Annotated in this window: 24 protein-coding genes; 7 read left to right on the forward strand and 17 right to left on the reverse strand. The window is 66.2% G+C overall.

Annotated elements, in window-relative coordinates; genetic code table 11:
• Nucleotides 1-6: 6 nt before the first annotated feature.
• The 7 genes from ILT46_RS03660 to ILT46_RS03690 all read right to left on the reverse strand — a co-directional run bounded on the left by ILT46_RS03660 (nucleotide 7) and on the right by ILT46_RS03690 (nucleotide 8,928).
• Entirely contained in the window at nucleotides 7-1,170 is a 1,164-nt protein-coding gene (locus tag ILT46_RS03660; RefSeq protein ID WP_199503289.1) for an XrtA/PEP-CTERM system-associated ATPase, read from the reverse strand.
• Between the two features lie 10 nt (nucleotides 1,171-1,180).
• Complete coding sequence (locus tag ILT46_RS03665; RefSeq protein ID WP_199503290.1) at nucleotides 1,181-2,815, reverse strand: preprotein translocase subunit YajC; 1,635 nt, start codon at nucleotides 2,813-2,815, stop codon at nucleotides 1,181-1,183.
• A gap of 4 nt (nucleotides 2,816-2,819) precedes the next feature.
• Nucleotides 2,820-3,836, reverse strand: a complete 1,017-nt coding sequence (locus ILT46_RS03670) for a capsular biosynthesis protein (RefSeq protein ID WP_199503291.1) — start codon at nucleotides 3,834-3,836, stop codon at nucleotides 2,820-2,822.
• A gap of 11 nt (nucleotides 3,837-3,847) precedes the next feature.
• Nucleotides 3,848-5,380, reverse strand: coding sequence for an XrtA system polysaccharide chain length determinant (locus ILT46_RS03675; protein WP_199503292.1), 1,533 nt, complete (start codon nucleotides 5,378-5,380; stop codon nucleotides 3,848-3,850).
• A gap of 16 nt (nucleotides 5,381-5,396) precedes the next feature.
• Nucleotides 5,397-6,041 (reverse strand): XrtA/PEP-CTERM system exopolysaccharide export protein, encoded by a 645-nt coding sequence (locus tag ILT46_RS03680; protein ID WP_199503293.1) that lies wholly within the window; start codon nucleotides 6,039-6,041, stop codon nucleotides 5,397-5,399.
• 149 nt (nucleotides 6,042-6,190) lie between these two features.
• On the reverse strand, nucleotides 6,191-7,414 hold the full coding sequence (locus ILT46_RS03685; RefSeq protein WP_199503294.1) for a pyridoxal-dependent decarboxylase, exosortase A system-associated: 1,224 nt from the start codon (nucleotides 7,412-7,414) through the stop codon (nucleotides 6,191-6,193).
• Entirely contained in the window at nucleotides 7,411-8,928 is a 1,518-nt protein-coding gene (locus tag ILT46_RS03690; RefSeq protein WP_199503295.1) for an acyl-CoA ligase (AMP-forming), exosortase A system-associated, read from the reverse strand. The genes ILT46_RS03685 and ILT46_RS03690 overlap by 4 nt, the downstream gene beginning before the upstream one ends.
• A gap of 21 nt (nucleotides 8,929-8,949) precedes the next feature.
• Here ILT46_RS03690 and ILT46_RS03695 point away from each other — a divergent pair, with 21 nt between their 5' ends.
• Genes ILT46_RS03695 through ILT46_RS03710 form a run of 4 tightly spaced genes read left to right on the forward strand, consistent with a single transcriptional unit; the run spans nucleotide 8,950 to nucleotide 11,719 of the window.
• On the forward strand, nucleotides 8,950-9,927 hold the full coding sequence (locus tag ILT46_RS03695) for a GNAT family N-acetyltransferase (RefSeq protein ID WP_233396969.1): 978 nt from the start codon (nucleotides 8,950-8,952) through the stop codon (nucleotides 9,925-9,927).
• A gap of 33 nt (nucleotides 9,928-9,960) precedes the next feature.
• Nucleotides 9,961-10,275, forward strand: coding sequence for a phosphopantetheine-binding protein (locus tag ILT46_RS03700; RefSeq protein ID WP_233396970.1), 315 nt, complete (start codon nucleotides 9,961-9,963; stop codon nucleotides 10,273-10,275).
• A 47-nt stretch (nucleotides 10,276-10,322) separates the two neighbouring features.
• The gene (locus ILT46_RS03705; protein WP_199503296.1) at nucleotides 10,323-10,946 is read left to right on the forward strand and encodes a hypothetical protein; all 624 of its coding nucleotides are present in this window, start codon (nucleotides 10,323-10,325) and stop codon (nucleotides 10,944-10,946) included.
• Nucleotides 10,934-11,719, forward strand: coding sequence for a hydrolase 1, exosortase A system-associated (locus ILT46_RS03710; RefSeq protein WP_370592319.1), 786 nt, complete (start codon nucleotides 10,934-10,936; stop codon nucleotides 11,717-11,719). The genes ILT46_RS03705 and ILT46_RS03710 overlap by 13 nt, the downstream gene beginning before the upstream one ends.
• Here the strand turns inward: ILT46_RS03710 and ILT46_RS03715 are convergent.
• From ILT46_RS03715 to ILT46_RS03745, 7 genes are read right to left on the reverse strand one after another with little or no spacing between them, the layout of a single operon-like run.
• A complete protein-coding gene (locus ILT46_RS03715; RefSeq protein WP_370592320.1) occupies nucleotides 11,709-12,905 on the reverse strand; it encodes a class I SAM-dependent RNA methyltransferase in 1,197 nt (398 codons plus the stop codon). The two genes, ILT46_RS03710 and ILT46_RS03715, sit on opposite strands and share 11 nt — an antisense overlap.
• Complete coding sequence (locus ILT46_RS03720) at nucleotides 12,902-14,308, reverse strand: NAD(P)H-hydrate dehydratase (protein ID WP_199503298.1); 1,407 nt, start codon at nucleotides 14,306-14,308, stop codon at nucleotides 12,902-12,904. The genes ILT46_RS03715 and ILT46_RS03720 overlap by 4 nt, the downstream gene beginning before the upstream one ends.
• Nucleotides 14,308-14,658, reverse strand: a complete 351-nt coding sequence (locus tag ILT46_RS03725; protein ID WP_199503299.1) for a hypothetical protein — start codon at nucleotides 14,656-14,658, stop codon at nucleotides 14,308-14,310. Before ILT46_RS03725 ends, ILT46_RS03720 begins: the two co-directional genes overlap by 1 nt.
• Nucleotides 14,645-16,375 (reverse strand): dihydroxy-acid dehydratase, encoded by a 1,731-nt coding sequence (ilvD, locus tag ILT46_RS03730; RefSeq protein ID WP_199503300.1) that lies wholly within the window; start codon nucleotides 16,373-16,375, stop codon nucleotides 14,645-14,647. Before ilvD ends, ILT46_RS03725 begins: the two co-directional genes overlap by 14 nt.
• Nucleotides 16,376-16,426: 51 nt before the next feature.
• Complete coding sequence (locus tag ILT46_RS03735; protein WP_199503301.1) at nucleotides 16,427-17,152, reverse strand: N-formylglutamate amidohydrolase; 726 nt, start codon at nucleotides 17,150-17,152, stop codon at nucleotides 16,427-16,429.
• Nucleotides 17,149-18,105 carry a 4-(cytidine 5'-diphospho)-2-C-methyl-D-erythritol kinase gene (locus ILT46_RS03740; protein WP_199503302.1) on the reverse strand — a complete coding sequence of 319 codons (957 nt, stop codon included), beginning with the start codon at nucleotides 18,103-18,105 and terminating at the stop codon, nucleotides 17,149-17,151. The genes ILT46_RS03735 and ILT46_RS03740 overlap by 4 nt, the downstream gene beginning before the upstream one ends.
• Nucleotides 18,080-19,726, reverse strand: a complete 1,647-nt coding sequence (locus ILT46_RS03745) for an electron transfer flavoprotein-ubiquinone oxidoreductase (protein WP_199503303.1) — start codon at nucleotides 19,724-19,726, stop codon at nucleotides 18,080-18,082. The genes ILT46_RS03740 and ILT46_RS03745 overlap by 26 nt, the downstream gene beginning before the upstream one ends.
• Before the next feature lie 71 nt (nucleotides 19,727-19,797).
• Here ILT46_RS03745 and ILT46_RS03750 point away from each other — a divergent pair, with 71 nt between their 5' ends.
• From ILT46_RS03750 to ILT46_RS03760, 3 genes are read left to right on the forward strand one after another with little or no spacing between them, the layout of a single operon-like run.
• Nucleotides 19,798-20,604, forward strand: coding sequence for a hypothetical protein (locus tag ILT46_RS03750; protein WP_199503304.1), 807 nt, complete (start codon nucleotides 19,798-19,800; stop codon nucleotides 20,602-20,604).
• The gene (locus ILT46_RS03755) at nucleotides 20,577-22,352 is read left to right on the forward strand and encodes a lytic transglycosylase domain-containing protein (protein ID WP_199503305.1); all 1,776 of its coding nucleotides are present in this window, start codon (nucleotides 20,577-20,579) and stop codon (nucleotides 22,350-22,352) included. Before ILT46_RS03750 ends, ILT46_RS03755 begins: the two co-directional genes overlap by 28 nt.
• Nucleotides 22,353-22,393: 41 nt before the next feature.
• On the forward strand, nucleotides 22,394-23,485 hold the full coding sequence (locus ILT46_RS03760) for a PA0069 family radical SAM protein (protein ID WP_199503306.1): 1,092 nt from the start codon (nucleotides 22,394-22,396) through the stop codon (nucleotides 23,483-23,485).
• Here the strand turns inward: ILT46_RS03760 and ILT46_RS03765 are convergent.
• From ILT46_RS03765 to ILT46_RS03775, 3 genes are read right to left on the reverse strand one after another with little or no spacing between them, the layout of a single operon-like run.
• Nucleotides 23,467-23,973: a GNAT family N-acetyltransferase gene (locus ILT46_RS03765; RefSeq protein ID WP_233396971.1), complete on the reverse strand. Its 507-nt coding sequence runs from the start codon at nucleotides 23,971-23,973 to the stop codon at nucleotides 23,467-23,469. The genes ILT46_RS03760 and ILT46_RS03765 overlap by 19 nt on opposite strands.
• Nucleotides 23,970-24,518, reverse strand: coding sequence for a pseudouridine synthase (locus ILT46_RS03770; protein ID WP_199503308.1), 549 nt, complete (start codon nucleotides 24,516-24,518; stop codon nucleotides 23,970-23,972). Before ILT46_RS03770 ends, ILT46_RS03765 begins: the two co-directional genes overlap by 4 nt.
• On the reverse strand, nucleotides 24,515-26,101 hold the full coding sequence (locus ILT46_RS03775) for a long-chain fatty acid--CoA ligase (protein ID WP_199503309.1): 1,587 nt from the start codon (nucleotides 26,099-26,101) through the stop codon (nucleotides 24,515-24,517). The genes ILT46_RS03770 and ILT46_RS03775 overlap by 4 nt, the downstream gene beginning before the upstream one ends.
• Nucleotides 26,102-26,145: the final 44 nt, after the last annotated feature.

Below are 26,145 nucleotides of genomic sequence, written 5' to 3' on the forward strand. Positions count from 1 at the left end.
CCTGCCTCAGGCGGCAGCGCGCGGATTGTCGTTCCGCTCGATCCATTCGATCAGCATGGTCAGCGTGCGGCGCAGCAAGGTTTCCTGCTCGGCCAGTCGCGCCTCGATCTCGGCCAGCCGCTCCAGATGATCGGCCGGCAACCGAACACCTGCGCTGTGCTTGTCCGCCAGTTCAATCACCGCCTGCTGCAGTTCACCGATCTGCGCGTCGCGCTCGGCGAGCAGGCGCAGCATGTCGCTGGCATTGGCGCCGCCGCCCTGCCCCTGACCCGCCTGCCCGTGCGCGATCTGTTTGACCGAATCGCCCAGCGTCGGCTCGACCCGCGGCATCGGGCGCGGCGCAGCCGAGGGAAAGGCGCTGTCGCTCCGCATTTCCTTGAGCACCGCGCTCAGCATCGCACTGTCGATCCGGCTGCGTTGTTCGACCGCGCCCAGCAGCAGCAGACGCGTCATGACCTGGTTGATCTGGCGCGGGATGCCCTTGGTCGCTTCGAACAGTTCGGTGAACACCCGCTGGTCGAAGGCCGGATTGCCGTCCCAGCCCACCTTCTCGAGCCGGTGGCGGATATAGGGCTCAAGCTCGGCCTGTTCCATCGGTTCGAGATGATGGGCCGCGATGACGCGCTGGCGGAGCTGTTCGAGCGATTCGTGTTCGGCCAGCACCTGGCGGAACTCCGGCTGGCCCAGCAGCAGCAATTGCAGCAGCGGATGCGCGCCGAGCTGGAAGTTCGACAGCATCCGCAATTCTTCGAGCGCGGCGACGGTCAGGTTCTGCGATTCGTCCACCACCAGCAGGCAGCGGCGGCCGGCGCGCGCCTCTTCGTGCAGGAATTGCTCGATCGCGCCGAGCGCGGCAGCCTTGTCGTGCCCTTCAACCAAAAGACCGAAGCTCTGGGCGACGAGGTGGATCAGCTCCTCCCCGTCGAGCGCGCTCGTGACGATCTGGCCCACCGTCAGCCGCTCGCGGTCGATGCGCTGCATCAGGTGTGCGGCGAGCGTCGATTTGCCCGATCCGATTTCCCCGGTGATGACGATGAACCCTTCGCCCTGGGCAAGGCCATAGCCGAGATAGGACAACGCCTTGCGGTGCGTTGCGCTCTCGAAATAGAAATCGGGGTCGGGCGTCAGCTGGAACGGGCGTCCCGTCAGGCCGTAAAAATCGTCGAACATCGCATTACCCTCAAAAATCGTAGCGCAAGCCGACCAGCGCCGAAACCGCTGTCGTGTCAGCCAGTTCCAACTCGCTGTCATAATGGTCGACCGCCAGCGCCCCGCGCGCCGACAGCCGCTGCATCAAGGTCCGGCGATACGCGGCCGCTGCGCCGATGGCCGTCGCGTCCGCGCCCAGCGTCGTATCGAGCCAGCGCGAATAGGCATTGAATGACAGGCCCGCGTCACGCCCCATCGGCGTGTCGAGGAACGCGGCAAGATACCAGCTTTCGTCAGTCACGCCGTTGGCCGGTGCCAAGACGGTGCCAGACGCCGCGATAAAGCTGCGCCGGTCGTATCCCGCGGCCAGCCCTGCGTTCATACGCCCGAACTGGCGCGCATACGACGCCGTGATTCCACGCCCCCGGAACACCGCCGAGCGGACCGAGCCGACCGCGCCAGTTAGACAATCGGCGCCCTCCTCGCCGCTGACGCAGCCGGTAATGTCGCCCGTCAGCGGATCGCGCGCCGCGGCGAAGTCAACCGGCAGCGCCGCCAAAGCTCGGGTCATCTGCCCGCCCACGCCCGACACGCCGTCATAAACGGCAAGGTTGACGCTGCTCCGGCTGGAAGGCGACCAGGCGAAATTTCCGTAATAGGTGGTGGATCCATAACGCCGTCCGATATGGGCTTCGGCGGCGGTGCGACGGCTCGGCCGCCAAATCACGCCAACATCCCAGATCAGCCCGTCGACTTCATAGGCGATGCGGCGCGGCAATGCCTGATCGGTGAGATAGCGACCGGCAGCATCGCGCACCGGCAGCCCGGACGCATCACGTACAGCGTCGCGCGCCGAAACCTCGACATGTTCGTAGCCGACGCCGGCGGCCACGGCCAGGCCGCGCCTGACGGGCAGCGTCACATCGGCGCGCACATGGGCATCGCGGACCCGCTGATCGAGGTTCGAGATATCCTCTTGCATAATCCCAGCGCCAAGGCCGACGCCGACCGGGAGCGGTTGGTCGGGACGGGTAGCAGCGTGAATGGCGGCGCTTTGCACAGTGCTGTCGTCAAAGACATCGACCGTGCCCGGCGCAGTGCCACTGGCAGCTATCGCAGGCGTTTCGACCCTCGTGTACCCAAACCGGTAATGGCCGTTCAGCTGCACGTCACCCGCCTCGGCATGGAGGTTCGGGCCGGCATATGCCGCATACAGCTGGCTCCCGACCTGATTGTTCAGATACCGGCTAGCTACGCCCGAGCCGATCCCGCCCGCCTCGGTGCGCGAAGCGAGCGCCCCTGCCTCAATCGTCAGCGCGCGCGGCACCACCGTCGCATACGCGCGGGCAATCCCGCTGAGCGTGTCACTGCCTGACGCATTGCTCCATCCGATCGCGCGTTCGTACCGGACGGAAACCGAAGCACCGCTGCGCCGTCCGGTCAGTGTTGCATCGACCCCGGCAGCGAGCTGGGTATACGTCACGACGTCGTCACCCGGTGCAAGCTCAGCGACGAAGATCTGCGCTGCCTCGATATACGGCTGAACCTGCAGGTTGCGCTGACGGGCTTGGCGCTCCTGACCAGACGCGCCCTGTTCCTGCGCGGACGCTGCGCCAGGCAGCGCAAGCGCACAGGCGGCCAGTCCGAGAAAGAACGCTCGGCCCATCGCGTCAGCCCTCATACCCGTAATAGGTGCCGAACCGGCGCCCGCTCGGACTGAATGTCGCTCCATTGAACAACAGCTTGATGTCAGGACAAGCAGAGAGCAACTGATAGGAATCGTCCAGAGCGTTGCGACCCGTATAATCGGCCCGTACGACGAGCACGGCCTGGCCGACATGCTTGGCGAGTTCAGCCGCAGGCGACGCCGCAAGCGCAGGCGGCGTGTCGAACACGACCATCCGGTTCGGGGCGCCGAGCGTCAGCCGGTCGAGCAATTCGCCAGTGCGCGCGCTGGCGAGATATTCGCTGTCGGCATTGGTCTGATTGCCGGCGGGCAACACCCACAGACCGGGAATGTCCGTACCCAGGACGAGGTCCTCGATCGCCACGGCCGGGTCAGCCAACGCGTCCATGAATCCCGGCCGGGCGGGCAACCCCAACGTGGACAGTAACGAGGGTTTGGCAAAGTCTGCATCGACCAGCAGCACCTCGCTGTCCCGCTCGGCGGCCATCGCGACCGCCAGGTTCGTTGCGCAAAAGGTCTTTCCTTCGCCCGGCAGCGGAGAACAGATCAGCACGCGCCGTGCCTTGGCAGTACCCGCCGCCTTGGCCGAGGAAAGCAACTGACGCTTGGCGATGCGGAACTCCTCGACCAGCGCAGTGGTAGAGCTTTCCGGCACGATGATGCCGTTTTCGCGCAGATGTGCGCGGTCGATCGGATGCGGCCGGGCGCGAAACGTCACCAGCGGCACCGGCGGCTCTACAGGCGGTGGCGCCGCAATTGGCGCTGTGACCGCAGGAGCAGCAACCGGGGCCGGCGCAGGGGGCTCGGGCAGGACCGGCGCAGCAGCGGGCCGTTCCGGTTGCCTGAGGGCGCGCTTGCGAGGCTGCGGCGGAAGCAGACCGTCGCGCTTGGCCGGCCGGAAAGGGTCGAGCCCGAAGAAGCCGCTGGCACGTTCCAGCAACGAGCCGCCTTTTGCGCCATCGCCGCTATCGGGCAGCGGTATCTTGCTTTGATCCGTCATCGCTCGATCCCTCAGGCCACCATGCCGCGTTGCAGGAATTCGGCTGCCAGCAACAGCACCAACAGCGCGGCGAGCCCGCCCGATGCCGCATAGAACATTTTTTGCCGGCGCGCGCGCAAGGCACGCTTCCCGTCTGTAAAGGTGTGCGAGATGGTGGCGATGACCGGCAGACCCATCGCCGCCTCGAGGCGCGCCGCGGTCGCATATGTCGAGCGCAAATGGCCCAGCGCGAACGCCAGGCCTGCACCTGCGGCCAGGCCGGCCAGCAACACCCCGATCAACAATAGCGGCCGGTTGGGCGAGGCCGGCACGCGCGGCGTCGAAGGCGGGTCGATCACTTCGAACTTGAACGATGAACGTTCGCTTTCGACCTGCCCGCGCAGCTTCATCTCCTCGCGGTCCTGCAAGAGCTCGTCATATTTGGTTTTCAGCACTTCGTAATCGCGGCTGATGCGATTGGCTTCCGCGGCGAGCGCTGGCTCGGATGCTTGATCAGCATAGATCGCCGAAACATCGGCCTGCAGCGCCGCCTTGCGTGCCTGCAATGCCTGTAGATTGGCCTGCCGTTCCGCCTTGATCGACAGCAGCGAGGAATAGGCCGGGTTGGGCGAACTGATCGCACCGCCGCCATTGCCCTCCTGCGCCGCCGCGCGCTGCATCAGCTGGACCTGCCGGCGCGCGGCGATGACATCAGGGTGGCTTTCGGTCAGCCCGCGCGCCTGCATCGCCGCCAGTTGCGCCTGCGCCTGCGACAGCGCGGCATGAGCCCCGCCCTGCACCTGCTGGCCGGGCATGGTGACGGTCCGCGGGGTGCCGGCAAGTTGGCCGTTGATCGCCGCCAGCGCGCTTGACGCAGCAGCGAGGTCGGCATCGACTCCGCGCAATTCAGCGCGTGCGGCCTGCATCTTGCTCGAGATCGCCGCCGCGCCCCCGATCAGTTCAGGGTGCTGCGCCTCGAACGCGGTGCGCGCCTGTTCCGCCGCTTCCAGCTCCCGCGCGCGTTGCTCCAGCTGCTGATCGAGAAACACCAGCGTATCGGCAACCTCGCCGCGATTGCCGGCGATGTTTTCTTCCCGGAAGATGTCGATCATCTTCTGCACGACTTCCTGTGCCAGCGCCGCGTTTTCGGCATCCGACAGGCTGCGTTTGCCGATCGCCGCCGACAGCTCGAACAGGTTTTCCTGATCGCTACGGACCTTGACCGCCTGAGTCAGGGCGCCGACCGCAGCCTCCATCTCGCGCGGTGTGGTGACCTCGTCGCCCAGCCGGGTCGAGCGTACGACCTTTTCCAGATTGACCGCGCTGGTCAGCGTCTGGCGCACCCGCTCGATCGCTTTGGCGGACCCGCCCGCAATGCCGATCTGTTCGGACAGCACGTCGTCGAGCTGGACAAATATCCGTGCTTTCGATTCATAGGCATTCGGAATCAGCGCGACAGCAAGCCACCCGGCAAGGCAGACCGCCCAGGTAACGCCAAGCACGATCCAGCGCCGATGCCAGATCGAGTGCAGCGCTGCGCGCAGTTCTTCAAAGACCTCGTTCACCGGGTGCTGTCCGCGCTCAGAACATGCTTTCAGGAATGATGATCACATCACCCGGCTGGAGCATGACATTCGCCCGCGAATCCCCTTCGCGAAGCAAATCGGCCAACCGCAATGCATATTCCTGCTGGTGACCTGTCTGCTTGTCGAACCGGATCAGCTTGGCCCGGTTGCCCGCCGCGAATTCGGAAAGACCGCCGACCGCAATCATCGCGTCAAGTACCGTCATGTTGGCACGATACGGCAAGGATGCCGGTCGCTCGGTCGCCCCGACAACGCGGATCTGCTGGCTGAATGTGCCCGCAAATTGGGTCACCATCACCGAAACGATCGGCTCTTCGATATATTGCGACAGCCGCTGGCGGATGTCTTCCTGCAGCATCGCCGGCGTCTTGCCGACTGCGGCGAGATCGGTCACCAGCGGGATCGAAATTCTACCGTCAGGACGGACCTGTATTTTGTCCGCGCTCAACTCTGGATTGCGCCAGACATGGATGCTGAGCTCGTCCAGCGGGCCGATTATGTAATCCTGCCCCGGGCCCTCCTGCGCCGCGACGAAGGCGGCCGAGGGCAGCTGATTTCCAGCTGGCGCATTGGCGCAGGCTGACACGGCTGCCAAGGTGGCGAGAGGAGCGACGATCCGCAAAAATTCGATGTTGAACATGGTACAATCCTGATCGGGCGCTGTCGGTCTGGTCGGTAGGTAATCCCGGCCCTAGCCGCACACAGCGCCGATACGCGAAAAAAGGTGAACATCCGGTTAGGGTTGCGGGCAACCTACACCTTGTTCCCGGAATGGGACAGTCCTCGTGGTCAGATGACCACTTCGCGCGCAGGGCCCTGACCGAGAAATTGCGCCGGACTGGCGCTGGCCCCGTAAGCCCCCGCGCAGAATATTGCCACAACATCGCCCGGCTCGGCACGAGGGAGCGCCACTTGGTCAGCCAGCCGGTCAAGCGGCGTGCACAGACAGCCAACCACCGTTACGGTTTCTTCCGCAGGCTGAGCGTAACGGTTCGCGATGGCGACCGGATAGTTCCGCCGCACCACCGTTCCGAAATTGCCGCTGGCGGCCAATTGGTGATGCAGTCCGCCATCGGTCACCAGAAAGGTCTGCCCATGGCTGGTCTTCCGATCTACGATCCGCGCCAGATAAACTCCAGCCTCGCCAACCAGATGGCGGCCGAGTTCAAGAGTAAATCGGGTCTCGGCCAGCAGTGCCCCCAGCCCCGCTAAATTCGCTGCCAACGCGCCACCAATCGCGGCAAGGTCGATCGGGGTATCGCCAGCGAAATAGGGGATTCCGAACCCCCCGCCGAGATTGCAGTGCGGCAGCGGCGCGCCGGCCTCATGCGCAATCCGATCGGCCAAGTTCAGCGTGTTGTTCTGTGCCTCGATGATCGCCGCTGTGTCGAGCGATTGGCTGCCGGCAAAGATGTGCAATCCGCGCCATTCGGCCCCTGCATCCAGAATACGGCGGATAAGCGCGGGGACAAGTGCGGCATCGACCCCGAAGGGTTTGGCGCCGCCGCCCATCTTCATCCCCGAACCCCGCAACTCGAAATCGGGGTTCACACGCACCGCCAGTCGCGCCTTGATGCCGATTTGCGCGGCGATCGCCAAAGCCCGCTCCGCCTCGGCGGCGGATTCAAGATTGAGCGTAACGCCTGCGCTGATCGCCGCGGCAAGTTCCTGATCGCGCTTGCCCGGACCGGCAAAGCTGACCCGCGCCGGATCGACCCCCAGATTGCCGAGCAAGGCCAATTCTCCGCCAGAGGCAATATCGAACCCGTCGACCAACCCATTGAACAAACCGATGATATCGGGATGTGGGTTCGCCTTCACGGCATAGCTGATCGCGATCTCTGGAGGCAGCGCAGCGCGCAATTCGGCCACTCGGCGCGTGATCATGGCGCTAGAATAGAGGAACACGGGGGTACCGCCCTCCTCCACCCAGCGTTGTACCGATTGCCCGCCGAACGCCAGCCAGCCATCCTTCTCTTCAAAGCCGGGCGGTATCGGGCCAGACGGTTTCATGCCGTCAACTCCAGCTTCAGCGATGCCCGGTCGATCTTGCCGTTACTGTTAAGCGGCAGCTGTTCACGGAAATGATAGTGCTTTGGTTGCATATAGTTAGGCAGCAGAGCGGACAGTTTTTCACGCAACGGATCGCGCGCTCCAGGCTGTCCTTCGCATACCAGGTGCACGGATTCGCCCAATTGCTTGTCGGGCACGCCGATCGCTGCGGCCTGGACAACCAGCCCGGTGCCCAGCGCGACCTCCTCGATCTCCTGCGGCGAGATGCGGTTGCCGGAACTCTTGATCATCTCGTCATTCCGCCCCGCAAAATACAACAGCCCATCCTCCGCCCGGCGCACGCGGTCGCCCGACCAGACCGCCAACCCCCCATAGCTCGATCCGGCGGGCGCGGGTCGGAACCGTTCGGCGGTGCGTTCGGCATCCCGCCAATAGCCTTGCGCGACCAGCGGCCCGCAATGGACCAATTCGCCTTCGCCCGGCCCGGCAAAAGCCTCGCCATCGGCATCGGCCAGCATGATCTCCGCAAAGGGGATCGGCTTCCCGATCGATGTCGGATTTCTGTCGATCAGCGCGGGATCGAGATAGGTCGAGCGAAACGCCTCGGTCAGGCCGTACATCGCGAAGAGCTGCGCTTGCGGGAACCTCGCCCTCAGCCGCTTGACCAGATCGGGCGTCAGCGCGCCGCCGCTATTGGTCAGCCGGCGGATGGATCGGGTCGCGTCGTCGGGCCATTCGGTTTCGCACAGCTGACGCCAGAGCGGCGACACCGCGGCCAGTGTCGTGACGCCATGCCGGGCGCAGGCGCGCGGCACGTCCCTCGCCAGCAGATAGTCGAGCGGCACCACGCTGGCGCCCGCACGCCATGCCGACAGCAGCTGGTTCTGCCCATAGTCGAACGACAGGGGCAACACCCCCAGAATGACGTCATCTTCGGCCAGCCCCAGATAATGCGCCACGCTGACCGCGCCGAGCCACAGATTGGCGTGACTTAGCATCACCCCCTTGGGCCGCCCGGTTGAGCCGCTGGTATAAAGGATCGCCGCCAGGTCGTCAGGATTGGCCGCAGAGGGTGGCAGCGAGGCCGTCTCGCCTTGGCTGTCCGCCAGCGCGTGCTGCTCCGCAATTGCGGCGCAATCGGCGGTGATATCTCCTGCCTCGAGGCTCGCCAACCGAGCCTGCGTGCCAATCAACAGCCGCGCGCCGCTATCGGCCAGGATATGCGCGACCTGCAGGCGTTTCAGAACCGGGTTGATCGGCACGTGGATAAAGCCGGCCCGCGCCGCCGCCAAGGGCAACAGGCAAGTGAGCTCGCCCTTTGCGCACCAACTCGCCACCCGCGCACCCGGTTCGGGCACAATCCGTTGCAGCCAGGCGGCAAGCTGGCCTACACGGTCTCTTAAAGCCGCATAGCTTAGCGTCTGCCCGCGCAGCACCAGCGCCGCATTGTCCGGGTGGCCGCATTCGGCCAAATGGTCGAGCGGGCGCGGGACGGGATCAGCGACAACGGGCATCGGGGTTCCGGGACGAGGGATTTGATCGCGGTCAGCTATCACGACAGCGTTGCCGAGTTGCAAGGGTTGATCGGGCCGGCCGCCGGTTCGGGGCCATTCGCGCGGGCCGAATGGTTTGCGCGGCTCGAAACGCGGGAGGCTGGGCCGCTTTATGCGTGTGCCGGGCATCGCGAGGCGGTGGCGATCCTGCCGCTCGCCCAGCGCGGCGAGGTGCTGCACGCGATGCGTAACTGGTATGCCTTCACCTGGGCGCCGCTTGGCGCTGCCGACCCCGAATTGCTGACCGCCCTGGCGGCGGACTTGCGGCGTCGGTCGCACCAAGTGGTTCTGGATCAGTTGAGCGAGCCGGTCGCCACGAGCATTCGCGCGGCGTTCGCCGACGCCGGATGGCGCTGCGAACAGCAAATCTGCGATACGAACCATTATCTGCGGGTCGAGAGGCGCAGCTTCGACGCCTATCTGGGTGGCCTGGCTGGACAGTTGCGCTCGACACTGCGTCGCAAATCTGGCGCGCTGACGACGGAAATCGTTGAACATTTTACCGATGACCGTTGGGCCGACTATAGCGTGATCTACGCCGAGAGCTGGAAACCGGTCGAAGGCGACATCGCTTTGCTCCGCGACTTCGCCCGTGACGAAGCGGCGGGGGGTCGGTTGCGGCTCGGCTTTGCCCGCCATGGCGATGACCTTGTGGCCGCGCAGCTCTGGACGGTGGAAGACGGCGTGGCCTATATCCACAAGCTTGCCCATCGGCGCGGCGCGGATCGATATTCACCCGGAACCGTGCTCACGGCTGCTCTGATGCGCCATGTCATGGACCAAGACCGTGTGGCCGAGGTCGATTTCGGCACCGGCGATGATGCCTACAAGCGCATCTGGATGGAGCGCAGCCGCCCGCGCTATCGGCTCGATTGCCTCGATGCCCGGCAAGCGGCGGCGTGGCCCGCTCGGGCACGCAGGTTCGCGCGCAACCTTGCACGGCGCGGCCCGCGCAGCTAGGCACCCGCCGCCCAGCCAATCAGGGAACTATGCATGGACCAGGCGCCCCTTTCGCCGGACAAGATGACCGCCGCGCTTGGCCCGAGCCGCGCGGAGATCGATGCGATCCTGCGCGGTGTGCTGCGCGACGTGCTCGGTCTGGCCGACACACAGGTTGCCGACTTCGACACCGATAGCGGGTTATTCGGGCATTTGCCGGAGCTCGATTCTATGGCAGTCGCCGGCTTGCTGACCGAGACTGAGGACCGGCTCGGTATCATCATTGACGATGATGATGTCGACGGCGAGATGCTTGAAACCTATGGCGCTTTTCTCGCATTCGCCGAAGCGAAGGTGATCGGAGCCTGACCGAACTCGCCTATCGCACATGGGTCGGACCGGAGGCCCCGAGACAGATGGCGCTGGTCTGCGATGGCGGACGCGATCGGCGGCTGCTGATAATCCCCGCGCTGTTCGACGAGGCGAACCGGATGCGGCGGTTTTGCGTTCAGCTTATGCGCGAACTTGATCGGCACGGCATCGACAGCATCTTGCCCGATCTTCCCGGCACCCATGACAGTCTTGAGCCGCTGACAAGGCAGACGCTTGCGACATGGACTGACGCCGTGGCGTCAACCGCCGCGCAGTTCTCGACCGAAAGGGTGGTGGCGATCCGGGCAGGCGCGGCGCTGCTGGGCGCCCATCGGGGCTGGACCTACGCGCCGATTTCAGGCGCCACGGCTTTGCGGCAATTGCTGCGCGCGCGGCTTGTGGCGAGCCGCGAGGCGGGCCTTGGTGAAGCGATGGAGGCGCTCACTGACGAGGCGCATCGGTCCGGGATCGTGCTCGCCGGATATGAGCTTGGCCCGCTGATGTTCGCCGCACTCGCCACGCATGAATGGGTCCCGCCCGATAACGTCCGCACTATCCATCAACACGAACTGGGCGGCGCCGGGCTGTGGCTGCGCGCCGAGCCGGGCGAGGATGAAGAACAGGCGTCTGCCCTTGCATTGCTGATCGCGCGCGAGTGGGCGGAGTGACCCGGCGGCAGTTCTTCTTCCCGTCGCGGGGCAATCTGCTGGCCGCCACGCTGGACGAAGGGGCATTACCAACGGCGCTATTGATCGTCACCGGCGGCAACGAGATTCGCGCGGGCGCCTTTGCCGGCCAGGCGCAGCTCGCCGCTCGAATTGCTCAAGCAGGCTACCCTGTCCTGCGCTACGATCGCGCGGGCGTCGGGGATAGCGGCGGGGTCAATCGTGGATATCGCGACGGCATTGAGGATATTCCGGCGGCGGTCGCCGCGCTGCGCCAGCATATCCCGCAGGTCGAGCGAATTGTCGGGTTCGGCAATTGCGATGCCGCCACCGCGCTGGCGTTCGGCCCGAAAGACGCTTTTGCCGCGCTTGTCCTCGCCAATCCGTGGACCTTTGCCAGCGAAACGGCGCCGGATCATACGCCCGCCGCAATCCGCCAGCGTTATGCCGCGCGGCTGCGCGACCCCCGCCAATGGCAGCGGTTGCTGAGTGGGGGTGTTGACGTCGGCAAGCTGGTTTCGGGGCTTCGGCGGGCCGCCTCGCCCGGCACACCCCCCCTCGCCGAGGAAATGCGCCACGCCCTCGCCGCGTATGACCGGCCCGTGCGGTTCCTGTTGGCCGGGCGCGACCGGACGGCGGCCGCCTTTCGCGAACACTGGCCCGCCGGCGATAGGCGGATCGAACCGTGCCCCGGCGCCAGCCACGCCTTTGTCGAGCCCGCTGCGCGCGACTGGCTGACGGCACGATTGCTCGACCTCTTGGCCGCTAGCGGGTGAACAGACTGGCGAGCTCGACATGGGTCGACCAGCGGAACTGGCCGACGGGGCGGACCTCCTCCAGCCGATAACCAGCCGCGACCAGCACCGCCGCGTCGCGTGCCCAGGTGGCGGGGTTGCAGCTGACATAGACGATGCGCGGCACGCGGGACGCAGCGAGGTGCTGTATCTGCTCGCGCGCGCCGGCGCGGGGCGGATCGAGCACGATCGCTTCGAAACGGTCCAACTCGTCAGGCAATAAAGGGTTGCGGAACAGGTCGCGGTGCATCGCGAAAACCGGTACGCCGGCAGCCGCAGCGCCCGCCTTGAGCGCCAGGTGCGCTTCCCGCGCGGCCTCCACCGCCAGCACTTTGCGCGGCCCCGCCACCGCGCAGGCGAAGGTGCCCAGCCCGGCGAACAGGTCGGCAACTGCCCCGGCGCCTGCGAGCCATGTGCGCGCGGCATCTGTCAGCGTGGCTTCGCCATCCGCCGTCGCCTGAAGAAAACTGCCAGGTGGAAACGGCACAGCGACCTGGCCCAGCGTGACTGTCAGCGGGCGCGGCTCCCACTGGGCTTCCGGCCCATAGCCCTGATCGACCGTGATCCGCGCCAGCGCGTTCTGCTCGGCAAAGGCGGTCAGTCCCTCGATCGCCGCAAGATCGCCCAACTGCCAATTGCTCAATCCGCAATCGACGCCCTGATCGGTCAGCGTCAGCGTGATATCACCCGCCCAGCGTTTTTGTGTCTGCGCAACGAGCCGGCGCAGCGGCGCAACCAGCGCGAACAGCGCCGGGTGCAGGACATGGCACTCGCGCATATCGACGATACGATTGGACGCGGCCTCGCGAAAGCCGAGCGTGGCACTCCCGCCCATCGCCGCGTGCAGCGTGGCCCGCCGGCGGGTGCGCGGGGGCGACAGGTGCGGCGCGGCGATTTGCCCCGGCGACACCCCCTGCGCCTCGGCGGCGTGCTTGATTCGTTCGGTGATGAAGCCCGCAATGGCGACATCGTCGGCGTGCTGGAGTTGGCACGCGCCGCATTCCGGAAAATGCCGGCATGGCGGCGCGGCGCGGTGCGGGCCGGGTACGAGCGCGCCTTCTGGCGTCACGACGTCACCCGTCACGCCGCCCGCCATGTGGCGCCCGCTGCGGGTCACGCCATCGCCGCGCGCGGCGACGCGGATTACGGGATCGTCGGCAACGCTCACAGGCAGGCGGCGTAGGCCCGCGCAACCTGCCCGGCAAGCCCGCCAGCGGTGAAGGCGGGCCCGGCAAGGCGCGCCGCCTCGCCATGCAGCCATACACCTTGCGCGGCGGCCTGATCTGGGTCGGCAGCTGTGGCGAGCCGGCTGGCGATGATCCCCGCCAGCACATCGCCGCTGCCGGCGACCGACAGCCACGGGCTGGCGCGGGGCGCAAGATGCATCCCACCCCCGGGCGCGGCGATCGCCGCATTCGGCCCCTTCGCCACCACCACGGCGCTGGCAACACTCGCCAACGTAGCCGCGCGGCGGTGCATCGGGGCCCGCGCGTCATGCTCCAACCCGAAGGCCTGCTCGAGCTTGCGCAACTCGCCCTCATGCGGCGTCAGGATCAGTGATCCCGCCCGCTGCCGGGCCTCTGGATCTAGCAGCGCAAGGGCGTCAGCATCGAGCACGCAAGGGGTGCCGGACGCCAGTGCCTCGCCCAATGCCGCATGGGCTCCGATATCGCGCCCCAGCCCCGGCCCGACCAGCAGCGCGCGATAGCGGCCATCCGATAGCGCCTCGGCCAGCGGCCTTTCATCAGCGACCAGCTCGGCAGGCAGCGCCAGATCGCGGCTGTGGGGGCCAAGCAGCCGGACATATCCGGCGCCTGCCCGCATCGCCGCCTCGGCCGCGAGGCGGGCCGCGCCGGGCATCGTGCCTGTGACGATCCCCAGCAGACCGCGGGTGTATTTGTGCGCGTCCGCTGCCGGAGCGGCGAGCTGGGGCTTGTCCAGCACAAGCGCGGCATCTGCGCGTGATCCGATACCGATCTCGACCAGTGCCAACCGTCCCATGAGCGCAGCAGCCGGCATGGTGAAATGGGCATATTTCCACGCGCCGAGCGCCACCGTCAGGTCGTAGCGCGGCACCGGACCCAAGGGCTGCCCGTCATCGCTGGCAATATTGCTTGGCACGTCAACCGCCACGCTGTGCCGATGGGTCGCAGCGAGTTGCGCGATGAGCGCCGCCCAGCGATTATCGACCGGGCGGGTAAGACCGCTGCCGAACAGGCAATCGACAAACACGTCGCCGCCCCCGGCCGCGTCGGGCGGGGTCACCCTGCCCTGCCACGCCGCGCGGGCCACCTGTGCGGCCTTTGTGGCAGGGGCAGCGGCCGCGATCACCGTCACCCGCGCGCCCCGGCGGCGCAATTCCTCGGCGATGACATAGCCGTCACCGCCATTATTGCCCGGCCCGCACAGGATGGTAACCGCGCCGCGCCCGGCTATGCGCCAAATCCATTGCGCCGCCCCGGCGCCGGCGCGCTGCATCAATTCTTCGACCGGGATGCCTGCATCGATCAGGCCCTGCTCGGCCGCCTGCATTTGCGCGACCGTGAGGATCTGGTCGGCGCCCATCGGCATCACTCGCGCGCGCCAGCAGGCAGGCTGTAGCTGTCGCCCGCAATCGTTATCTCGAGCGTTCCGCCGCCAAAGGTCTGCCGCACCGCGTCGGCCCCGTCGAGCGCCGCCAACCCCGAACCGTCGGCGGCTTCTCGAAAGCGTCGGAAGCCGCCATCGGGATGGCGGATAATCAATATCTTGCCGTCAGAAATTACACGGCGTTCGACGAAACATTGCTGCGGCGTATCAGATCCGCCAACCTGACAAGCGATTGCCTGGGAACCGGGCTCTGCCGGCGCCTGCATGGGCGGGTCCGAACAGCCGGCGAGGCTTACCAGTGCCGCCCCGCTGGCGAGGCTAGATATCCGCATAGCAGCGGGTTTCCGCGACGGCGCCGGGATGGGTGATAGCGCCCTTGCTGGCCGGGCCGACATTCTGGGCATAACGCCACAGCGCGCCCGAACCATATTCCGTCGGGCGCCGCTCCCAGCGCTCGTGCCGAGCTGCCAGGACATCGGCGGATACCGCCAAGTCAATCGTCCCCGCCTCGGCATCGATGCTGATGATATCCCCATCCTCGACCAGGGCAATCGGGCCGCCTTCGGCCGCTTCGGGCCCGACATGGCCGATGCAGAAGCCCCGCGTCGCGCCGGAGAAGCGCCCATCGGTGATCAACGCGACCTTCTCGCCCATGCCCTGCCCGTAGAGCGCGGCGGTGGTCGCCAGCATCTCGCGCATTCCGGGGCCGCCCTTCGGCCCTTCATTGCGGATCACGATGACGCTGCCATCCTCGATCGTACGCGCCTCGACGGCGGCAAAGGCATCTTCCTCGCACTCGAACACCCGCGCCGGTCCGCTGAATTGCAGCCGGTCCATTCCGGCGACCTTGACGATCGCGCCGTCCGGCGCGAGCGATCCCTTGAGGCCCACCACCCCGCCGGTTGCGCTCAAGGGCGCGCTAAAGGCGTGAATCACCTTTTGGTCAGGGTTCCAAGTGACCTCTTCAATATTCTCGCCAAGAGTGCGGCCCGTCACAGTCATTGGCGATGGGTCGAGAAGTCCACCATCAAGCAGCGTCTTCATCACCATGTACACTCCGCCGGCATCATGCATATCCTTGGCGACATATTGCCCGCCCGGTTTCAAGTCAGCCACATAGGGCGTTGATTTGAATATCTCCGCAACGTCAAAAAGATCGAATTCGATGCCGCATTCGTTAGCCATCGCTGGCAGATGGAGCGCGGCGTTTGTGCTGCCCCCCGTCGCCGCGACCACGCGGGCGGCGTTTTCAAATGCGGCGCGGGTGCAGATGTCACGCGGACGCAGATTGCGCGCCAGCAAGTCCATAACCTGCCGCCCCGCCGCAATCGCGATTTCCTCGCGCGATTTATACGGGGCCGGCGCCATGTTGCTGTTCGGCAAGGACAAGCCGATTGCCTCACCCACGCAGGCCATGGTGTTGGCGGTGAACTGGCCGCCGCAGGCGCCGTGTCCGGGGCAGGCGACTTTCTCGAGCGCGGTCAACCTGGCCAGCGGGCAGTTACCCGCCGCGTGCTGACCAACCGCCTCGAACACGTCCACAACGGTGACATCATGGTCCTCAAACCGGCCAGGAAGGATCGAACCGCCATAGACAAAGATCGACGGGACATTGAGCCGCAGCATCGCCATCATCATGCCAGGGAGGCTCTTGTCGCAGCCGGCGAACCCGACCAGCGCGTCGTAGCAATGGCCGCGGACCGACAATTCGATGGAATCGGCGATCACCTCGCGGCTGACTAGGCTGGCCTTCATACCCTGATGGCCCATGGCGATGCCGTCGGTAACGGTGATGGTGTTGAACCGGCGCGGCGTGCCCCCGCCCTGTTCCACCCCCTGCCGGCAGATATCGGCCTGGGCATCGAGCGTGGTGTTGCACGGCGCGCTGTCATTGCCCGCGCTGGCAATGGCGACGAACGGGCGGGCGATCTCATCCTCGCTCATCCCCATTGCGTAGTAATAGGAACGATGCGGCGCCCGTTCCGGCCCGACCGAGACATGGCGGCTCGGCAGTCTGCTTTTGTCGAAACGCGGCGGCGAGGCGGTCATGCTGGGCTCCCTGTCGGCATCCCCGTCACCTTGCGGAGGCGGCAGCCGGGGTCAAGCGTCGGCGGCTAGGTGTCGGCATAGCCGATCTATTATCCCGGCCCACCATCGGTGCGAGGCGCTGCAGGCCACCAGATCCTGCCGCAATTCCAGCCCGAGATAGGAGATGCCGCGCGCCTCGGCGTGGCGGTCCATCGTATAGTTCAGCAAGCGCCCCGAATAAGGCTGCTGGTCGCCGACCACGAGCCCCTGTCCGGCAAGCCAGGGAATGGCGCTCCGCGCCGCGCGCTCGTCGCGATTATACAGCACGCCGACCTGCCACGGCCGCGCCTCGTCCGGATGGCTCGCGAGCGACGGGGTGAAGGAATGGAGCGAGACGATCAGCGCCGGCGACACCCTATCGAGCAGTTCGGCCAGCGCCCGATGATAGGGGGTATGGAACTGCTCGATCCGCGCAAGATGGCCGGCATGGTCGATGAAATTGCCCGGAACGGCATGGCCGTCGCTCGCCACCGGAATGGCCGCCGGGGCGTGCGGGTCGCGGTTGAGATCTACCACCAACCGGCTGATATGGCCGACAATAGCTGCGTAGCCAAACTGCTCCGTCAATATCTCGGCGACCGCCAGCACGCCGATATCGACGGCGACGTGCTGATCAAGCAGCGCATCATCGATGCCCAAATTGATATCGTCGGGCACGCGGTTGGAGGCGTGGTCCGACACGATGAGCACCCCGCCCGCTCGCGGCGTGCCGAGGATGCGCCAGCTTTCGCCGCTCATGACAGCCGGGTGGCGAGGTGCCACCAGCCGGGCCGCGCGGCGGCGATCGCGTGCGCCGCCCGGTCACGCTCGGCTGCCGAGCCGAACAGCGCGAAGCATGTTGCCCCCGAACCCGACATACGCGGACCGATTGCGCCAGGCTGCGCGGCTAATGCTTGGAGCACATCGCCGATCACCGGGGCGAGCATACGTGCCGCAGGTTCCAGATCGTTCCGGCCAAACTCCAGCACGTCGCCGAACAGTCCCGAGGGCAAGGACGAACCGACCACTCCGTTCCACCGGGCAAAAACGTCCGCAGTCGACAAGGCAACAAGCGGATTGACCAGCAGCACCGGCCAATCGCGATAAGCGCGATCATACAGCATGGCGAAATCCTCGCCCCGCCCGGTAATCCGCTTCGGCCACGGATGCATGCACGGGGCGACATCGGCACCAAGCTCGGCTGCGAGCGGGGTGAGGATAGCCGCATCATCAGGCAATTCCCAAAGCTCGGTCAGGAGGTCAATGGTCGCGGCGGCATCGGCCGACCCGCCTCCGATCCCGGATGCGACGGGCAGGTTCTTCACGAGCGTTATGGCGGCGCCGCGCGAGGCGCCGTAATGATGCCGGACGATGTCCCGTTCGGTCACGCGCATCGGGCTGGCATTGCTGGCGCCAATTTCGAACCGCATTTCTACAGCGGGTTTCGGCTCGTCGCGGCGGAAAGCCTCGTCGACCGCGCGGGCCGCCCGCAGCACCAGATTATCTTCGCCCGCCGACAGGCCGGCGGCGAAGGGTCCGGTCAGGGTGAGACTCAGCGTATCGGCCGGTTCCACCCACAGCTCGTCACCATCGACGCAATGAACGAAGATCGAATCGAGCTCGTGATAGCCGTCCGCCCGCTTGCCGGTGATGTGCAGCGCGAGGTTCAGCTTGGCGCGCGCAACCTTACATATTCGGGTAATTCGGCCCACCGCCGCCCTCCGGCGTCGTCCAGGTGATGTTCTGGTTGGGATCCTTAATGTCGCAGGTCTTGCAGTGGACGCAGTTCTGCGAATTGATCACGAAGCGCGGTGCGCCTTCTTCCACCCCGACCCATTCATAGACCCCGGCCGGGCAATAGCGGGTGGACGGGCCAGCGTAGACCCTAAGCTCGCTCTCGCGCTGCAAATCCATATCGTGCACCTTGAGGTGGCACGGCTGGTCCTCGGCATGGTTGGTATACGAATAGGCGACCGAGGTCAGCCGGTCGAAGCTGAGCACGCCATCGGGCTTGGGATAGGCGATGGGCTTGTAGAAATCGGCACGATGGAGGTTTTCGTAATCCGCCTCGTGGCCCATACTGATCGGCAGCCCGATGCCGAGCGTCCTCATCCACATATCGGCGCCGGCGATCACCGTGCCGAGCACGCCTCCAAACTTGGCCACCGCCGGTTCGGCATTCTGCACCAGCTTCAACTCGGTGGCGATCCAGCTCGATCGGACGGCTGTGTCGTAATCGTCGAGTTGCGTATGCTGCGCGCCGGCAGCAATCGCCGCAGCGATGCTCTCGGCCGCCAGCATCCCGCTTTTGAGCGCGGTATGCGTGCCCTTGATCCGGGGCACATTGACGAAGCCCGCCGCGCAGCCGATCAGCGCGCCGCCGGGGAAAGCGAGCTGGGGCACCGACTGCCAGCCGCCTTCATTGATCGCGCGCGCGCCATAAGCCACGCGCTTCCCGCCTTCGAGGATTTCAGCAATCGCCGGGTGGTGTTTCCAGCGCTGGAATTCCTGGAACGGATAGACGTAGGGGTTCTTGTAATCGAGCGCGGTGACGAAGCCGAGCGCGACCTGCCCGCCCGCCTGATGATAGATGAACCCGCCGCCCCAGCTGTCGCTTTCCGATAGCGGCCAGCCCTGCGTGTGGACCACCCGGCCCGGCACGTGCTTGTCCGGCGCGATGTCCCAGATTTCCTTGATTCCCAGGCCATAGACCTGCGGCTGGCAATCGCGTTCGAGATCGAACTTAGCCTTGGCGATCTTGGTCAGGCTGCCGCGCGCCCCTTCGGCCAGCAGCGTGTATTTGGCATGGATTTCCATGCCCGGCTGGTAGTCGCCCTTATGGCTGCCATCGGCGGCAACGCCCATGTCCTGCGTGACAACGCCGGTGACCACGCCATTATCGTTGAACAGCAATTCGGCAGCGGGGAAGCCGGGGAAAACCATCACACCGAGTTCTTCCGCGCGCTCGGCGAGCCAGCGGCACAGGCTGGCGAGCGAACCGGTGTAATTGCCCTTGTTGCTCATCAGCGGGGGCATCATCAGGTGCGGCATGTCCCACTTGCCCCTGGCGGTGAGTGCCCAGTGCCAGTTGTCGGTGACCGGCGTCTGCCCCATCGGGCAATCGGTCTCGCGCCAATCGGGCAGCAGTTCATCCATCGCGCGCGGATCGAACACCGCGCCCGACAGGATATGCGCGCCGATCTCCGAGCCCTTTTCCAGCAGGACGATTTCGAGCTCCGCATTGATCTGCTTGAGGCGGATCGCCGCCCCCAGCCCGGCAATGCCGCCGCCGACGATCACCACGTCGCAGGGCATTGATTCGCGTTCGCTCATCCTGTCGGTTCCTTTGTTGGCGTGCCCCTTGCCTTGATTGCTGCTGCGTTTGAGGTCAAGACCTGCGGCCTGTGAGCGCCGAGAGCCATCCTACCCCGCTGGGCGACCAGTTGCGCGGCGCGTTCGATTGGTGGCGCGAGGCCGGGGTCGATTACGCCTTCGCTGACGAAGCGCGTAGCTGGCTTGACCGGAAACCTGCCAGCGATACGTCCGGCGAGACGACAGCGCCCACCGGCTGGGAGCCGCGCGAGGCGCCCCCACCCTCCGCACTGGCAAATCGCGCTCCCGCCGCCCCACCGGCCGCCCCGGCGATTGGCGGTCCGCGCGAAAGCTGGCCGGACGATCTCGCCGCATTCGCCGGTTGGTGGCAGGCGGAGCCAAGCCTCTCGCCGTCCATTGGCAACCTGCGTGCCGTCCCAACCGGGCCAGCACAGGCGGAACTGATGGTGCTGATGGCAGAGCCCGTCGCGGCGGGCGAGTTGCTCCCCGAACCCTCGCCAGAGGGTCGGCTAGTCGCCGCCATGCTGAAGGCGATGGGGATCCCCGCCAACCGGGTCTATACGGCGTCGGCCTTGCCCGCGCCGCTGGTCGGGGCGGATTGGATGGAGCTTGGGCAAAGCGGGCTGGCGGCGCTGACCGCCCACCATGTCGCGCTGGTGCAGCCGCGGCGGCTGATCGCCTTTGGCAGTAACCTCTGGCCGCTTCTATGGCACGAACCGGCGCAAGCCGGTCCAAATTTACGTATTTTCAACCATGAATCCGGCACGGTTCCGGTCTTGGCCGCGCCCGCGCTGGAACGGCTGGTGCGGCGGCCGGCGGATCGGCGGCGATTATGGCAGGATTGGCTCGAATGGACGGCAGGGGATGGTTCAGCATAGGGCGCAGCGCCGGGATGCTCGCCGGCGCGCTGGTGATGGCGGTTGCCCTACCCGCGCCTGCGACCGCCAATAGCAGCGCCGAATATTTCCGCGCCCGCGCCACTAGCAGCCAGGTGCCGACGCTGCTTTCGGCTGCGGACCGGGATTATTATTCCGAACTGTTCCGCGCCATCGACCGCAGCGACTGGTCGCGGGTGGGGGCGATGTTGGCGCAGCGGGGCGATGGGCCGCTGCACCAGGTTGCGCGAGCAGAATATTATCTTGCCAGCGGCAGCCCGCGGGTTGAGGCGCCCGCGATCGAAGCTTGGCTCGCCGGGGGCAGGGAATTGCCGCAGGCGAATGCGCTGGTCACGCTGGGCCAGCGGCGCGGGCTGAGCGTCAGCCCGGCGCTGCCGGCCGAACAGAGCTTCGTGCGGCAGGGCAGCATCACCAAGCGGACAATGCCGCGCGCCGTGGCAGACGGGACCATGCCGGCGACCGTCTCGACGGCGATTCTCGACCGGATCAAGAATGACGATCCCGATGGTGCGCGCCTGCTGCTCGACGGGGTCGATGCCGGGCTCAGCCCTGCCGCGCGGGCCGAATGGCGCCAGCGCGTGGCGTGGAGCTATTACATCGAGAACAACGACCCCGCGGCGCTCGCCATGGCGCAGACTGCGCGCAGTGGCAGCGGGGCATGGGTTGCCGAAGGCGACTGGGTGGCCGGTCTTGCCGCATGGCGGCTGGGCGATTGCGCGCAGGCCGCCGAGGGCTTCGAGCGGGCCGCCCGCGCGGCCGAGAACCCCGAACTGGGCGCTGCCGCCTATTACTGGGCCAGCCGGGCGCAGATCCGCTGCCGGGCCCCTGAAAAGGCCGCCGAATTGCTGCGCGGCGCGGCGCGGCAGGACGAAACGCTCTACGGCATGATCGCGCGCGAGGCGCTGGGGCAGCAATTACCCCGCGAGCACGCCGAGGCCGATTTCACCCTGGCCGATTGGCAGCATCTTCGCGATGCAAGCAATGTCCGCACCGCCGTCGCGCTGGTCGAGATCGGCCAGGATGCCCGCGCCGACGATGTCCTGCGCCACCAGGCGCGGATCGGTGACCCGCGCGACTTCCGCCATCTTTCCCGCCTCGCCCGCGAGTTAGGGATGCCGGGCACGCAAATGTGGATGGCTCAGAACAGGCCGCGGGGCGCGGATGCGGAACCGGCGCTGCATTATCCTGTGGCGCGGTGGGCGCCGGTCGATGGCTGGACGGTCGATCCCGCGCTGGCGTACGCGCACACCTTGCAGGAATCGAACTTCCGCGCGGCGGCGGTCAGCGGCACCGGCGCGCGCGGGCTGATGCAGATCATGCCTGCGGCCGCGCGCGACCATGCGGCGAGCCTCGGCGTCGCTGGCTCGCCCGCTGAGCTCAATCGTCCGGAAATCAATCTCAGCTTCGGCCAGCGGCACTTGCGGATGCTGCGCGACAATCGCGCGACCGGCGGGCTGCTGCCCAAGATCATGGCAGCGTATAATGCGGGCCTTACTCCGGTGAGCCGCTGGAACAGCGAAGTCCGCGACCAGGGCGATCCGCTGCTCTACATGGAGAGCATCCCTTATTGGGAAACGCGGGGTTACGTCGCGATCGTGCTCCGCAATTACTGGATGTACGAGCGACAGGCCGGCGCCGCCTCGCCCAGCCGCGCCGCGCTGGCGCAGGGTTTGTGGCCTACTTTCCCTGATCAGAGCGGCGGTAATGGTGTGCGGGTGAGCGCCCGCTGAGGGGGCTGGAAAGCGTTCTTTGTTCCGGCTATGTTCCAGCTATGGAACCAAGCCGGCACGAACGGATCAAGGGACGCGGGGCGCAGGGTAACCTCGTACCCGGCCGGTTCGGCCTCGCTTCCCGCAAGTTGGACGGCGACTGGCGCGACCATGTTGCGTTCCTGGACGGAACTCCCACGCCCCCTGTTCGCACGACGGTGACCGAAGAGCATCCCAAGACGATCCTCACCTTCAACCATTCGCCCGATGTGCCGTTTGACCGATCGGTCAACGCCTATCGCGGCTGCGAACATGGCTGCATCTATTGCTTCGCGCGGCCGACGCACGCTTTTCACGATCTGTCGCCGGGGCTGGATTTCGAAACGCGGCTGTTTGCCAAGCCGGATGCGGCAGCGCTACTTCGCAAGACCTTTGCCAAGGCCGGCTATCGCCCCAGGCCGCTGGCCATGGGGACGAATACCGATCCCTATCAGCCGATCGAAGCGCGCTACCGGATCACGCGGGCGGTGCTAGAGGTCTGTCTCGAAGCGAGTCACCCGCTGACCATCACCACCAAATCCGACCGGGTGCTCGACGATCTCGACCTGCTGACCGACCTCGCACGGCTGAAGCTGGTCGCGGTGTCCATATCGGTCACCAGCCTCGATCCCAAGCTGTCCGGCAAGCTGGAACCGCGCGCCGCATCGCCGGCCAAGCGGCTGGCTGCGCTGGGCGCGCTGGCGGCGGCCGGCATCCCGGTGCATTGTTCGGTGTCCCCGGTCATCCCGGCGATCACCGACGAGTTCATGGAAGCCATCGTCGCCGAGGCCGGCCAGCGCGGTGTGCGCTCGGCCGGATGGATCCCGCTGCGTCTGCCGCACGAGGTCGCTCCCTTATTCCGCGAATGGCTGGCGGTGCACTTCCCCGAGCGCGGCAACAAGGTGATGAATATTGTCCGTTCAATTCGTGGCGGGCGTGACAACGACCCTGGTTTCTTCACGCGGATGAAGCCGCAAGGCGTGTGGGCCGATCTGTTCAACGCGCGCTTCCGCCTCGCCTGCCGGCGCGCGGGGATCGATCGCGGCGAGCGGATGGTGCTCGATTGCGCGCAGTTCGTCGCCCCCGACCTGACCGGTCAGCTGCGGCTGCTCTGATCGAGGCTGCGTTGCATGTAGAGCGTGTCGAGCAGCCGACCGAATTTGTAGCCGACATGGCGAATGCGGCCCACCTCGACAAAACCCAGTTTGGCGTGGAGCGCGGCGCTCGCCGGTTCGGCGCCGCCGATCACTGCGATCATCTGCCTGAAGCCTGCAGCTTTGGCAGCCGTCACCAAAGCGCGCAGCAATTGCGTGCCGACCCCGCGCCCCTCCTCGCCGGGCCGGACATAGATGCTGTTTTCGCAAGCATAGACGTAAGCCGGGCGGTCCCGGAATTGCGCGGCATAGGCATAGCCGACACAAGCGGCACCGCGCTCGGCGACGAGAAACGGCCAATCCTTGGCGGTGAGCAGCGCAAGCCGCTCGTGCCAGTGGGCTTCGTCCGGCGGGTCCACATCGAAGGTGGCGGTCGAACGGAGGACATGATGGGCGTAGATCGCGGCAATCGCGGCGATGTCGCCGGACTGAGCGGGTCGGACGATCATGCGCTGACCTCGCGCCATGCGCCCGGCGCGAGCCCGTCCAGCGTCCACGGCCCGATCTGCCAGCGGATCAGCCGCAAGGTTGGATGCCCGACCGCCGCCGTCATCCGCCGCACCTGCCGGTTGCGCCCTTCGGTCAGGGTTAGCGCGATCCAGCTATCGGGGACCGACTGGCGCACGCGGATCGGCGGATCGCGCGGCCAAACTGTGGGCGGATCGAGCGTCTCGACCCGTGCCGGCCGGGTCACGCCATCCTTCAACATTACACCGCGCCGCAGCATCTCAAGCGCGGCTGCGTCGGGCACCCCTTCGACCTGCGCCCAATAGGTCTTGGGCAGCTTGTGCCGCGGCTCGGCAATCCGCGCCTGCAGCCGGCCATCATCGGTCAGCAGCAGCAGCCCTTCGCTATCCTTGTCGAGCCGGCCGGCCGGATAGACACCGGGCACCGACAGGAGGTGCGCCAGCGTATCGCGTGCGCCGTCGCCCTTGCCGCCGGAAAATTGCGAGAGGACGCCGAACGGCTTGTTGAGTGCGATCAGCCGGGTCACGTCTCCAGCACGTAGTCCGAGAACCGCTCGCGCAGATCCTTCTTGCTGATCTTGCCGGTGGCGGTGTGGGGGATGTCGTCCACGAATTCGACCGCGTCAGGCAACCACCACTTGGCGACCTTGTCGGCCAGATAGTCGCGCAGATCGCCGCTGCTCAGCGCGCTCCCTTCCTTGCGGACCACGAACAGGACGGGCCGCTCGTCCCATTTGGGATGCGGCATACCGATGGCCGCCGCCTCGGCCACATCGGGATGACCCACCGCGGCGTTTTCCAGCTCGACCGAGCTGATCCATTCGCCGCCCGACTTGATCACGTCCTTGGTCCGGTCGGTCAGCTGCAGCGTTCCGTCGGGATGGATGATGCCGACATCGCCGGTATCGAACCAGCCATCGGGCGTGGTCGCGTCCTCCTCCGCCTTGAAATAACGCTTGATCACCCACGGCCCCCGGACTTGCAATGCGCCCGCGGTCTCGCCGTCGCGCGGGACGACCTTGGTCGGATCGTCGAGGTCGACGCAGCGCAATTCGACGCCGAAGGGCGGGCGGCCCTGCAACTGCTTGATCGAAATCTGCCGGTCGAAATCGAGCTCGTCCCAATCGGGCGTCTTGGCGCCGGTGGTGCCGATCGGGCTGGTTTCCGTCATCCCCCAGGCATGGGCGACATCGACGCCTGATTTGGCCAGCCGCTCGATCATGAAACGCGGAGCGGCCGATCCGCCGATGATCGCGGTCTTCAAATGCGGCAGCGTCTCGCCCGTCTGGTCCATGTGCTGGAACATGCTGAGCCACACGGTCGGCACGCCTGCCGAATGAGTGACCTTTTCACGGTTCATCAGTTCGCACAGCACCGCCGGGTCGTTGACCGCGGAATAGACGAATTTGATCCCCGCCGCCGCGCCGCCCCACGGCAGGCCCCAGCTGGCGGCGTGGAACATCGGCACCACCGGCAGCATCACCGCGCGCGGATCGGCGTTGAAGATCGCCGGCTGCAGCGAGACCAGCGCATGCAGCATCGTCGAACGGTGTTCGTACAGCACGCCCTTGGGATTGCCCGTCGTCCCGCTGGTGTAGCACAGCATACACGGGTCACGCTCGTCACCCTGCGCCCATTCGGTATGGCCGTCCTCAGCCCCGATCCACGCCTCGAATTCGCCATTGTCGTAGCAGATGTAATGCTCGATCGTGGTCCAGCGCGGCTTCATCTTTTCGACCAGCGGGGCAAAGGCTGCATCATACAGCAGCACGCGGTCTTCGGCATGATTGGCGATATATTCGAGCTGTTCTTCGAACAGGCGCGGGTTGATCGTGTGAAGGATGCCGCCCACGCCCACCGCACCGTACCAGCTGACCAGATGCCGTGAATGGTTCATCGCCAGCGTAGCAACGCGGTCGCCCTTGTCCACGCCCAGGCGGCGCAGCGCCTGCACCATCTTCAGCGCATCGCGGCGGATACCGGCCCAGTCGGTGCGCGTTTCACTGCCATCGGCCCAACGCGTGACGATCTCGCGCATGCCGTTCTCGCGCGCGGCGTGGTCGATCAGATGGGTTACCCGTAAGTCCCAGTCCTGCATGGCGCCAAGCATGGTCTCTCCTCGTTCGCCGGTGTTATTTATCCGGTCGTGCTGTG

Origin of the sequence: Qipengyuania sp. YIM B01966 (assembly GCF_016461955.1) — a bacterium.
Classification (GTDB): Bacteria; Pseudomonadota; Alphaproteobacteria; order Sphingomonadales; family Sphingomonadaceae; genus QFOP01.